The sequence below is a fragment of the Streptomyces sp. NPDC052701 genome (assembly GCF_040678355.1).
Lineage (GTDB): Bacteria > Actinomycetota > Actinomycetes > Streptomycetales > Streptomycetaceae > Streptomyces.
In genome coordinates this window covers 24033-35919 of record NZ_JBFATO010000054.1, presented here as the reverse complement: position 1 = coordinate 35919, position 11887 = coordinate 24033, and the positions used below count along the sequence as shown (strand labels likewise).

The 11887-nt window shown below is 70.4% G+C and carries 7 protein-coding genes and 4 pseudogenes; 7 read left to right on the top strand and 4 right to left on the bottom strand.

Features of this window, described 5'->3' with window-relative positions:
* Positions 1-100: 100 nt before the first annotated feature.
* Positions 101-205, top strand: a pseudogene (locus AB0L29_RS34145) (IS5/IS1182 family transposase); the annotation flags it as partial.
* A gap of 170 nt (positions 206-375) precedes the next feature.
* On the opposite strand, the gene AB0L29_RS34140 reads toward AB0L29_RS34145, so the two are convergent.
* The gene (locus AB0L29_RS34140; RefSeq protein WP_365833001.1) at positions 376-1251 is read right to left on the bottom strand and encodes a hypothetical protein; all 876 of its coding nucleotides are present in this window, start codon (positions 1249-1251) and stop codon (positions 376-378) included.
* Between the two features lie 566 nt (positions 1252-1817).
* On the opposite strand from AB0L29_RS34140, the pseudogene AB0L29_RS34135 reads away from it, so the two are divergent.
* Positions 1818-2448, top strand: a pseudogene (locus AB0L29_RS34135) (IS5/IS1182 family transposase); the annotation flags it as partial.
* Between the two features lie 66 nt (positions 2449-2514).
* Here AB0L29_RS34135 and AB0L29_RS34130 read toward each other — a convergent pair.
* On the bottom strand, positions 2515-3384 hold the full coding sequence (locus AB0L29_RS34130; RefSeq protein WP_365832999.1) for an alpha/beta hydrolase: 870 nt from the start codon (positions 3382-3384) through the stop codon (positions 2515-2517).
* Positions 3385-4713: 1329 nt separating this feature from the next.
* On the opposite strand from AB0L29_RS34130, the gene AB0L29_RS34125 reads away from it, so the two are divergent.
* Together AB0L29_RS34125 and AB0L29_RS34120 are read left to right on the top strand one after the other, a co-directional pair.
* Positions 4714-5271 (top strand): hypothetical protein, encoded by a 558-nt coding sequence (locus tag AB0L29_RS34125; protein ID WP_365832997.1) that lies wholly within the window; start codon positions 4714-4716, stop codon positions 5269-5271.
* 220 nt (positions 5272-5491) lie between these two features.
* Positions 5492-6277: pseudogene (locus tag AB0L29_RS34120) on the top strand (ornithine cyclodeaminase family protein); the annotation flags it as partial.
* 400 nt (positions 6278-6677) lie between these two features.
* On the opposite strand, the gene AB0L29_RS34115 reads toward AB0L29_RS34120, so the two are convergent.
* Entirely contained in the window at positions 6678-7196 is a 519-nt protein-coding gene (locus AB0L29_RS34115; protein ID WP_365832995.1) for a MarR family transcriptional regulator, read from the bottom strand.
* Between the two features lie 40 nt (positions 7197-7236).
* Between AB0L29_RS34115 and AB0L29_RS34110 the strand changes: the two genes are divergently transcribed.
* Positions 7237-8196, top strand: coding sequence for an EamA family transporter (locus AB0L29_RS34110; RefSeq protein ID WP_365832993.1), 960 nt, complete (start codon positions 7237-7239; stop codon positions 8194-8196).
* A gap of 969 nt (positions 8197-9165) precedes the next feature.
* Here the strand turns inward: AB0L29_RS34110 and AB0L29_RS34105 are convergent.
* A complete protein-coding gene (locus AB0L29_RS34105; RefSeq protein ID WP_365832991.1) occupies positions 9166-10086 on the bottom strand; it encodes a hypothetical protein in 921 nt (306 codons plus the stop codon).
* Between the two features lie 51 nt (positions 10087-10137).
* On the opposite strand from AB0L29_RS34105, the gene AB0L29_RS34100 reads away from it, so the two are divergent.
* Together AB0L29_RS34100 and AB0L29_RS34095 are read left to right on the top strand one after the other, a co-directional pair.
* Entirely contained in the window at positions 10138-10896 is a 759-nt protein-coding gene (locus AB0L29_RS34100) for a DeoR/GlpR family DNA-binding transcription regulator (protein WP_365832989.1), read from the top strand.
* 209 nt (positions 10897-11105) lie between these two features.
* Positions 11106-11598, top strand: a pseudogene (locus tag AB0L29_RS34095) (transposase); the annotation flags it as partial.
* Positions 11599-11887: the final 289 nt, after the last annotated feature.

Here is an 11887-nt window from a genome sequence, read left to right as displayed (position 1 = left end):
GCCATGGGCCACCCCCAGCTGGCGACCGACACCTCCCGGGTGCGGCGCGCCCCGGCCGACTCCGAGCGGAGCCGGGTCTGGCCGGGGCGGACGTCTCACGGGGCGACGGCGCGTTCCGGACCGGACGGCGCTCGCCGGCGTCATGTACGTGCTGCGGACCGGTGTCGCCCCGCGCGATGTCCCCGCGGAGACGGCGGGCTGCTCCCAGGGGGCGGCCCGGCGTACCGGTCCGTTGACGAATGTGACGTCCCGCGTGGCCGGAGTCCTCATCGGGTCCGTTCCGCCGCTCGCCCCCGCAGGGGGACGGCCCCGGTGAACCGCACCGGAGCCGCCCGTCCCGTGTCCTTCCCGTCCGGGGGCGCGCCCGCGTCCGGATCAGCTCTGCTGCTTCCGGCCCTGCTTCATCGCCTCGTCCGTCACGTCGGCCACCTGACCGGCCGGCGGAGCGTCCGCCTCGACCTCGGTGCCGAAGTCGGAGTAATTCATCACCATGGTCATCTTGATCTGCTGCGGCGAGGCGCTGTCGTCCGGCTTCGCGCTGGCGGAGGCCGGGGTCTTGACCGTCATGTCGAGCTGCTGGCGACGCAGCCGCCCGTCGCCGTCGAGCCAGACGTGCATCGGCAGCGTCGAACCGACCTGCTGGCGCATCCGGGCGCCGCCCGGCAGCTTGGCGAGGTCCACCGACACCTTGTAGTGGGTGGTGTCCACGCCGTCGATCTTCTCCTCGCCGACCTTGGCGACGTCCTTGTCGGTGATCGCCTTGGCGTAGGCGGCCGACTGAGCCGGGTCACCGATCTGCTGGCCGTTCATGTCCAGCGACTGCGCGGCCTTCTTCAGGTCTATCTTCATCCAGGCTTTGCCGCCCTGGACCTTCTGCCCGGGCACCTTCTGGTAGAGGACCTGGTCGACCACGCGCTGCTCGATGCTCTTGCCCCCGGCGGTGATGGTCATGACGCTGTCGCCCTCTTGGAAGTCGAGCGCGCCCTTGCCGTCGGTCGTGATCGACTTGCCCTGTGCGGAGAGCTTCATGTTGATCGTCGTCCTGGCCGTCTCGGCCTCGGCCGTCTTGTCGTAGGCGGCCCGCACCTGCGCGGTGCCCTGCTCTCGGGCCCCCGCGCCGCCGCTCGCGCTCGATACGGCACCGGCCTTCCCCGACTTCGGCTCGTCGTCGCCACCGCAGCCCGTCAGAACGACGCTCCCCATGAGGGCGGCCACACCGATCGCGCTCGCCTTCATCCCCCTGCTACGCATATGAATCCTCATTTCCTCAACGGTCTCAGCCCACTGCGGCCCGGCGGCTGTCTGCCGTCCCGGATGCCCAAGGCTTGTGCGGACACACGCTTTCCCGCGCAGCATTGGCGCGAGTCGGCAGCATCTCCAGGTCGCGCGCGACCAATTTGAGACGACCCCGGCTCACGCACGAATGGACCGGGCAGCCGGGGGAACACACGGCCGCCTTCGCGGGCACTGGGCCTCACGACCGGGGCCCGGTGACGCGATGGAACCCACCTCCAACCACCGGACTCCGGCCCGCACTTCGACGCTCCGCGCCACCCCTGCCCCGGCCCCGGCTGCACGTTCCGCCTTCGACGCCTTCGTGGAGGCGCTGCCCGAAAAGACCCTGAACGCGAGGCACGTGCCCAACTGCTGTGGGCCGTCCTGCACGGGACCTCCGCCCCGTCGGCGACCGGCCGCATCCCGGCACACGGCGCGAAGCGGCGGTTGGACCTGCTACCTGCTCATCGAAGGGTTCGCCCCGAGCGCCTGAAGGGTGTTGCAGAAGGCCGTGCGCGGGGCGTTTCCGTTGCGTGGCCGGGGTGTTGAGGGCCGGGCGGGTGTGGGTGGAGACGTTCACGGGCCTGCGGATGGATTGTTTCGGCCGGCTGCCGGGGCGGTGCGGGAACGCGGTGGCGAAGGCTGCGGGTGGGGTCGTCCGTGGCGGCTCGCGCTGGCCGAGCGGGTGCTGCTGGTGGCGGTGTGCTGCCGCACGAACCTTCCCATGCGGCAGCTCGCTCCGCTGTCCGGCGCTTCGCCCGCGGCCGTGTGCCGGGTGATTCAGCGGCTCGCCCCGCTGCTCGTGCTCGAGCCGGCCCGAGCCTCCCGGGAAGCGGTCGAGCGGCTGTGGATCGTGGACGACACCCTTGTCCCGGTCCGTGACCGCAGGGCCGCGGCGTCCTCGCACACCTACTGGTTCTCGGCGAAGGTGCAGGTCATCGTGGACTTGGACACCCGCTTGGCGGCCGCGGCCCGACCGGTGCCCGGCACGACCGCGGACGCGAAGGCCTGACGGGACTCCCGGTCCGGCTGAGCACTGCGAGGGCGCGGCGGTCCGTCGGGCACGCCTTCTCCCGGATGAGGAACCACAAGATCCTCCGTGCCTGCCGGCAACGCGGCGACGGCCTCCACCACGCCGGCCGGGCCGTCGCCCACATGCACGACCTCGCCCTCGCCGCACGAGCCGACAGGCCGGCCGCCCGCTTCAGGCTGCGTGATCACGGTCTTCCGCAACACTCTTCAGTGGGATTCGGACACTCGTCCCATCAAGGTACGCAGGATGCGGAGGCTTTCCGTCCATAGCAGGGCCCCGCCGGCACCGGGCACAAGATGGTGTACGGCCGCCGGAATACGTGCAGCCAGGCTCGCCCCCTGGTCGGGAGAGTGGCCGAGGTCCAGTTCCCCGTACCAGACGTCCACGGGAACCCGGATCGACTCGAAGTCAATGTCCCACTGACGCATGGCGAGGACGGTGTCCCGCGCATACCCCTCGGACCCCTGAGCGAAAGCTTCCTGCAGTGCGGTCCGGTAGGCGCTCGAGAACGGTTCGGACTCGTACACGTTTCTGTCGCAGTCGGGGCTACCGCCGATGACCATGTCCCACATCGCCTCGGGAGTGAGCGTGGTGAAGACGTCCGCGGCCCGCTCGGGCTGGTCGACCGACAGGCTGACCAGGTGCTGGAGCTCCGCCGGCAGGGTGCCGGCGAAGTGAGGCGCGGCAAGTTCGTCGGCTGCCGAGACGATGGCCAGTGCGCTGACCACGTCCGCTGCGGCGCACGCGAGCGCGAACGGTGCGCCCTGCGAGAAGCCGATCATCGCCGGCCTGCCGATGCCCGTCCGCCGAGTGAACGCTGCCACGTCTGCTGCGAAGTCCGCGAAGGTCCGCTGCGGGGAGGGGGACGAGGCCCTCAGCCCCGGCCGGTCCAGTGAAATGAGGCGGACACCTGTTTCCGCCACGGCGGCCGCGTCGATTCCGAGGTGGCGACTCGTCGCGGCACCAGGACTCAGCAGCACGGGCGTGCCGTCCGGCTGACCCCATTCGGCCCAGCCGATCACTCGTCCATCCGGAAGAGGGTGTTCGCCCACGCGGGCCGGCGGTTCGATCAGCATGGTTTTCCTCACTTGTTCGCTTCTGTGGTCCGGCATCACCGTGACGGTCGGGTCTCCTCCGCTCATCGCATGAGGGGAAGCCGTGGAGCCTCGAGCCGCACGTGCCGCGCAGTCGTGCGCGGGTTGCGGGCCGTGGCGCCGGAGGGCGGCTGTCCGGTCGAGGACCGCTCCCGGGATCGGTTCGCCGGTCGGACCACCGGCCATCGCAGCCGTCGCCGCACCTCTCGCCGACCCGGCTCTCCAGTGGTCGGAGGAAGACGGAAGGCGTGCCGGTGTCCCAGGTCGCCGACGCCCGGTCGGCTGACGTGCACACGGGGCCTTCCCCGCTCCACTCGTCGCGAGCGCTCCGCGTCGGCCTTCGACGGCGTCAGGCGCGGCAGAACACCGGAACTCCGCGCCGGCCCCAGCGACAGGTCGAGACGAGTAACCGCACGCATGACCCATTTTTAACATGTCATTGTTCATTTGAACTCTCGAAGAGACGTACGGAATGGGGCGGTGCCGTTCGAACTCGGCGCGCAGCCCGTCAGCCACCCCACGTGCCCGGCCCACGACGCAACCGCCCGCCCTGCGCGGTCGACTGCCGTTCTCTCACATGGCGGCCACCACACCAGACGACTCGCCCCCCCGGACGCCCGGTGCCCGGGCATGGTCGACGCCGATCGCCACGCGCACCGAACCGGTCGCCGGCCGGGTGAAGTCGGCGCGCAGGCGGCACGTCGAGCCGGGCACGACCGCCTCAGCGCGGCGACAAGAAGGTCAGCGGCATCAAGCCCACCCGCTCGTCGACACCCGCGGCACCGTCCCCGACACCTGCGCCGGCTCAGCCGTCCCGGGCCCGCGGCACGTGCGGGCGCACCAGGGCGGTCGCGGCGCCGACTTCCGCGCCTGGGTGCCGAAGTCACGGGCATCACGTGGAGATCGCGCAGTACCGCGGCGGGCGATGAGCCCCGATCAGCCCGGGCCCGCCCGGGACATCGCCAGCAGCAGCGTCCTCGTCCGCAGGAGCCCCGCGCCGTCGGGTGGCGGAGCGGGCATTCGCCCGGCTCGACCAGCCCGCCGACAGGCTCTTCGGAAACCCTCCAGGAGGGCCGGCTTGAGACTGGACCACAACAATGAACAGATGACTTGTTAATGCGAACAGCCATATGTTAGAAAGTGTCCGGGGCATCGAGCGGTCCGCAGAACGGCACCGCGCCCTCCCGCACTCCCTCGTCCGGGGGTTTGAGGCGGTCACGCCATGTCTGCAATCCGAGGGCCGGGCCGGCAGACGATCCGCCGCGGGGCGGTCTCCCCAGCTCATGACTTACGGTCCGCAAGGAGACAGGAATGACCAAACGCAGATTCGTGGCCGCAGTGCTCGGAGCGGCCGCGGCTACCGTGGCGGCACTTCCAGCGGTTGCGACCGCTTCCCCCCACGACTCCGGGACTGCTGTCACCGTCACCCGGGAGAAGGGGCATGTGCTCGCGTGCACGGGCACGGCGGCCGGTGTCGAGGTGACGGTCGACCTCTACGACAACGATGTGTTCGGGACGCATGCCGCCGTGAGCGTGCGGACGGCGGACGACGAGTACGTCCGGGGAGGGGAGACCGAGGCGGGTCTCTTCCACAAGGGCCGCATAGAGCGGGAGTTCGTCGTCGACTCCGAGTCCTCGGGCAGTGCGCACACGGTCGTGGTCAGTGGCGCCTACGCTCGGTCCGGACTGCCCAAGCGTGTCCACGAGGTGTACGACGAGCCGTTCGGCCAAGTGGTGACCAAGGGATGGAACTATCCGCTGAAGGCCGATGTGACGGCGCGGACGATGGGGCGGCAGGTGAAGCTCACGTGCGGGGATGCCTTCGCCTACAAGCTCACGACGTGGCGCCCGGACGACACCGCACAGTGACCGACCGGGCTCGTTGAGCGCGGCTGGGCCCTTCCCGTCCGGCCTGCGCGAGGTTGCCGCGACAGGGGCGAGCCGCGGCGCAGCGCAACACCGGGCGGGAACGGCCCACCCGACGTTCGCGGCGGGAGGAACCTGGCTGAACGGCACCGCAGGTGCGCATCGTGCGGCCGGACCACCAGCGCCCTTGTGCCGTCCGGCCCGCCACCCGGGCTGATGGAGCATGTCAGTGACACGCCTTCTGCCCCGGAGCGATCTCCTGTCCGTCTTGGAGGTCGGTCCGTGCGTCGAAGCGCCGCATGAGGGGTTTCGCAACGACGACCGCATCGCCTCACCGGGTTCGAGGATGCGCAGCGATCTCCCCTTCCCGGGGACGGCCACCGCGTTGGTTCCGGGGCTGCTTGCGGGAGTGGAGGCGTACTCGGTGAAGGTCAACGCCAAATTCCCGGGTGCTCAGCCCGCCCTGCGCGGCGTCATCTGCCTGCACAGCGGAGCCGACGGGGAGTTGCCGGCCCTGCTGGATTCGGCCACCGTCACCGCGTGGCGAACGGGCCTCGCGGCCGCGCCGGGGACCCACGTCCTGACCGCCACCGCACATGGGACCGGCGGCCCCGTCGCGGGTGCCGTGGGAGCGGGGGCCCAGGCCGAACTCATGGTGAGGGGCCTGCGCCACTTCCAGGACTTCCGGGACCTCCTCGTCCACGACACGGCCGCCGACCGGGCCGCGGCCTTCGCGGAACGGCACGGTGGCCGAGTGGCCGGTTCGGTGTCCGAAGTCGCCGCGGCGTCCGACGTGGTCCTGCTGGTGACCTGGTCACGCCGGCCGTTGCTGGGGCTCGCGGATGCGCGCCCCGGCCCACACTTCACCGCCCTGGGTGTCGACGAGCCGGGCAAGCAGGAACTGGGAGGCGATCTGCTCGCAGCGTCGTTCCTGGTGGTCGACGATCACGGTCTGGCAGCCGCTACGGGCGTCATGGCCAGGGCCAACGGAAGCTCGCGGACCGCTGCGGACGCCTCGCTCGGCGAGCTCCCGCGAGGCGGGTTCTCCGGCCGGGCAACGCGATCGAGGATCGATCACGGTGTACGCGCCGGTCGGTCTTCCCTGGCAGGACCTGGCCATCGCCTGGCTCGCCTACCGGCGAGCCGAGCTCGACGACGTCGGCCGCGGGATCGATCTGCTGGCGTGAGCGTCGTCGGCGCCGATCCCGCCGAAGCGGCGAACGCCGCATCCGTTGGCGGGCGCAGGGGATCCCTTCCTCCTCGCACGACCGGTCGGCCGGGCCCGGATCCGGAATCGTTGCGGCACGGCGAGGGTCGTACATCTGAGCCGGTGGGCTCTCCTGCCACCGGGTCACGGTCGGCGCACGATCGACGGCGCTCCTCCCGGACACCTGTCGTCCAAGGGCGCTTCACCCGCCGTCGGAAGAGTTCTCCACACGGGAGAGCCATGACGTCAGCAGTGTTTCGAGAGTCTCTGCCTCGGTCGGCGTCAGGAGATCGAGCAAGCGCCGTTCGTTGCGCATGTGGTCGGTGAACGCGCGGTCGATCAGCTCCCGGCCCGGCCCGGTGAGCGTGACGATCCGGCTGCGCTGGTCGGTGTCGGAACGTCGGCGGGTGACGAGTCCGGCCCGCTCCAGTCGATCGATCCGCTTGGTCATTGCGCCGGTGGTGACCATGGTGTGCGCGGCGAGCTCACCGGACGCCCGTTCGTATGGCTCACCGGCGCGCCGCAATGCACACAGGACGTCGAACTCGCCTTCGCTGAGGCCGTGGCGGTCGTACACGACCCGCAGTTCTTCCGTCAGCCGGCCGGCCAGGCGGTGCAATCGCCCGATGACTCCCTGCGGAGAGACGTCGACGTCGGGCCGCTCGCGGCGCCAGTCCGCCTGAAGGCGTGCCACGTGATCCGCAGATTGCCGGTTCTCCATGGAAACCAATATAGCTTCCATGGAAGCTATATTGGTTTCCATGGAAGCTAATGTGCGCTGGGTGGCGTTGACGGCGATCGCGCCGGTGGCGTGGGGAGCCAACTACTTCGTCACTCGCGAGTTCCTCCCCGCGGACCGCCCGCTGTACGGGGCCGCGTTGCGCGCGCTGCCCGCCGGCCTGGTCCTTCTGGCCGTGTGCAGGCAGCGGCCGCGCGGCGCCTGGTGGTGGCGGTCCGGAGTGCTCGGGCTGCTCAACGTGAGCGTGTTCTTCGTCCTCGTGTACGCCGCCTCCCAGCTGCTTGCGACCAGTGTCGCCTCGACCGTCATGGCGCTGTCCCCGCTGGCGATGATGCTCATGGCCTGGGCGATGGTGTCCGAACGGCCCCGCACCGCTCATCTGGCCGGGGCCTCGATCGGTCTAGCCGGGGTGTGCCTCATGCTGCTCACGGGAGGGGGAGGTGTCAGCGTGCCGGGGGTGTGCGCCTCGGGCGCCGCCATGTTGACGTCGTCCTTCGGCTACGTTCTGGCCAAGCGCTGGAGTTCCGGTGCGGACGTGCTCGCCTCGACAACCTGGCAGCTCGTCGCCGGGGGGTTCGCCCTGCTCCCGGTCGCCGCGGTCGTCGAGGGCGCTCCCCCCGCACTCGACACGCCGGCTGTCCTCGCGTTCGGATACGTCGCTCTCGTGGCGACCGCACTGGCCTTTGTCGTCTGGTTCACCGGATTGCGGCACCTGCCCGCGGGGACCGTGGGTCTGACGGGCCTGCTCAACCCCGCCACGGGCGTGCTGCTCGGCGTCGCGCTCGGGGGCGAGGCGCTGACCGTCCAACAACTGTGCGGACTGGTGCTGGTCCTGGCCGGAGTCGTTCTCGGGCGGCCCGCGCGCGAGCGTACGCACGAGCAGCCGGCCCCCGCTCCCGGCGCGACCCACGGGACCCCCGTGCGAGAACCCTCCCCCGGGAACCCTGACCACCTGCTTCGTCGCACACCTCCGCGATGCTGAGGTCCGGGGTGACACGGCGGACGCCCGAGCGGGCCCTCCCCTCGTCCACCGCACCGCTGAACGGGCTGCGCGCCGCCCCGATCGCCCTGGAGACCGTCCCACCGGCAACGTGCGGACCGGGACTGTCGTCAGCCGCACCGACCGTCCCGCCGTCCCGCTGCTCGCCGATGGGCTTGCACGGGGACGCCTTGCGTCCGCCGCGCGCCCGGTTGATCGTGACTGCGCGTTCGCCCGAAGTGCTGTGAACCCTCGACGCCCCGAAGGAGCCGTCCGCCCGACGGTGCAAGGCGCACGGGTTCACCAGGGGTGAGTGGGGGTGGTGTGGGTGAAGGCGAGTACCGGTGTGCGCACCTGTGCATCGGGTCATGTGCTGCCGGGCGTGGTGTGTTGCGGCGGCCGAGCGGCGGTGATCTCCGGCGCGTCGCCAGCAGGCGGCTGCCGCGGTGGCCGCTTCGGCTGCGAGCAGGTGCAGGCCGTCGCTGCTGAGGGTTCTCGCCGTGTGCATCAGCCGGTCGGGTGCTTTCGCCGCCAGGGCACGGGCGAAGTCGGCTCGGGCCGCGAGGAGTCCGCCGCCGCTTGACCGGGTGAGTTCTGCCAGTCGGACGGCGGCGTGTTCGGTGGCGCCCAGGCGGGCCAGGTCGGTCAGGAGCAGGGCTTCGGACGCTGTGCAGCCTCTGAATCGGGCGAGGCAGGCGGCTTCGGTGGGAAGGCTGCGCGCCGTTTTCACATCGCCCCGGCCGGCGAGTGCCCATACCTCCCCCAGGCAGTCCTCGCCGGTGGCCCATTCGACGGACGGGTGGTGATGTGCCCGGGCTGCCGCCTGGTCGGCGGAGGTGAGATCGCCCAGTTGCGCCGCGCACGCGGCGGTGCCGGCCAGCGCCAGGCGCTGCAGGCCGCTTTGCCGGGCGGTTGCAGCGGCGTCGGCGGCCTCGGCATACCACTGACGGGCTGCTGTCAGGTGTCCGCGGATCAGTTCCGCACGTGCGATGAGCAGGGCGAGCCAGGCTTGCGCTCCGGTGGCAGACGCTGCGGCCAGTTCGCCGTAGCCGCGTGCCCCCACACGTCGAGTGCTTCGGTGAGACGTCCGTGTTCCGTGAGGGCGAAGACCAGTGGTGACACGGCGGCCGCGGGGTGGACTTCGAACGTGTGCCGGTGCGCGTCGCGCAGTTCCGCGCGAACCCGTTCGGTCCAGGTGACGGCCTCTGTCACACGGCCCACCGCCGCCAGGCCCGCGCCCCTGGCCATGGCGCCCCGGAACCAGCCGGTGAGGTCCGTGCCGTCGCCGGCGCTGCCGGGCAGTTCCAGGTCGAGGACGTGCACTGCCTCCCTCGGCTCTCCGGAGAAGACCCGGACGACCGCTTCGTCGACGTACAGGGAACGCCGTGCGACGGGGTCGTGTGTTCGCGCTCGTGCGGCGGCGATCATTTCCAGGGCCTTGCGGGACTGCCCGCTCGTCCACAGCAGATTCGTCGCACGACTGATCGCGGCGGAGGCTTCCTGCGGTCCGCCCGGTGTACGGCGGTCGGCACCGGCGAAGACGTTCTCTGCGCGTTCCCGCCGGCCTGGCTCCCGAGGCGCTTCACCGTGAACAACGTCCAGGGCAGCGATGCGCCGTTCCTGGGACAAGACATCGAGCAAGGTCGCGACCTTTCGGTAGTCGTACTCGCGCCGGGCCATGACAACGGCGCGAAGCATCGAAGCCGCATCCGCGGTACCGGTAGCCGCCAGCCGCCACGACGCGTTGCGCAGATCCCTTGCCTGTCTCCGTGACGTTCCGGCGGCGGCAGGATCGGCAGCCCGCTGCTCCTGCTCGTGACCGTCCGGGACGAAGGCTCCGCCGACTTCACATCCTGACCGCGAGAAATGTTTGAAACACAGCGTATAAAACATTTATTATGTGCGAAAATTGCTTTTTGAACACGAGAAGCGTTCAATGCGACAGTGATGACAGCAGACCGACTGAAGAAGATCACGGACGCGGTGCGCGAAGCCGGCAAGTTGAGCGTCAGCGAGTTGGCGGACCTGACCGGCGCGTCGGAGATGACGATCCGACGCGATCTCGAGGTGCTCGCCGGTCAGGGCGTCGTCGAGCGGTACCGCGGGGGGGCGAGGAGTCTGCTGCTCAGAGGCGAGGAGCCCCCGTTCGCGCTGCGCGTGCAGGAAGGGCGGGAGGCCAAGCGCCGGATCGCCTCCCGAGTGACCCAATCGCTGGCTGACGGGGAATCCGTGGTGCTGGACAGCGGTACCACGTGCCTCGAGGTGGCCCGAGAACTGGAGCGGCGACGCCTGACTGTGATGCCTCTGTCCCTGCACGCTGCGAACGCGCTCGTCAAAGCCCCCCACCTCACTTTGCTGCTTCCCGGCGGTCAGCCGCGCTCCGGCGAACTGGCCATGACCGGTCCGCTCGCCCTGGCCTCGCTGGCTGCCCTGCGCTTCGACACAGCCGTGATCGGGTGCTGCGGGGTGACCGCCGCAGAGGGCATCACGGCTTACGATCTGGAGGACGCGGCCATCAAGCGTGCGGCGATCGCCTCCTCACGCAGGATCATCGCTGTCGCAGACGCGTCCAAGCTCACCCGTACGACCCTGGCCTTCGTGGCCCCGGCGAGCGCCCTGAACACGCTCGTCACGGAGAAGGACGCGCCCGTCGACGAGACGGACGCCTTGAGCAAAGCCGGTGTCTCGGTTCAACTCGTCTGAGCGTCATTTCCGCGTGCGGAGCTGATGTGGCGACCACGGAACTGACGCGTCCGGCTTGACCTTTGAGGTCCGGAGTCGAACGGTGTACGGCCGGGCCGATGCCGGTCGGCCGCCGCGGTACCCCTGCCGCGGTGCGTCGACGGCCGGCTGGTTCCGGACGACGCCCTCCACACACGGGGGGGACCCTGGCCGAGAAGGCCGGCCGGGCCCTGGACGACGTACGGGAGTACGTCACCGAGACTTTCGGTGATCCCGAGGCGGTGCTGGTCCTCGACGACACCGGCTTCTTGAAGAAGGGCCTCCGCTCGGCCGGAGTACAGCATCAGCACTCCGGCGCCGCGGGACCGCGCCGGGAAGCGCCGGATCGGCGTCTTCCTGCCGGCCTACGCGACCTCGTGCGGGCGCACGCTCCCGGACCGCCGTTCGTACCTGCCCACTCCATGGACCGACGACCGCGACCGACGCCGCCGGGCCGGCACCACCGGCGAGGTGGACTTTGAGACCAAGGCCGACATGGGCAAGGCGGTGGTCCGCCGCACGATCGCGGAGAAGAACCCGTTCCGTTGGGTGACCGCCGATGTCGCCCACGGCTTCGGCAAGGGGTGGGGGCCGGGCTCGAGCAGCCCGACGTCTTCCATGTCATGGCCACCGCCCGCCACGACACCGCCGTCCGCCCGCTGGACACTCGGCCACCCGGTCCACGCTCTGCTTCACCGGCCTTGCCCGGCAGAACTGGTGCCAGTGCCTCCCCGGTGACACCGAGGTGGCCCGCGCGGAAGAGCTTCAGAGCGGTCTCGGTCATGGCGCGCACGTTGGCTTCGAGCTTGGCCGGGTCGTCGCCGGTGCCGGAGCGGTAGGGGCCGGCGACCAAGATCATGAGCGAACGCTCGTCGATCGTCATGAGGACGTTTCCTTCGTGTGGTGGATGAGCCGGCAGCTTGTCTTCTGCCCGGAACGTTGCGTGTCGTCCGGGCACCGATGAGGTCAACGC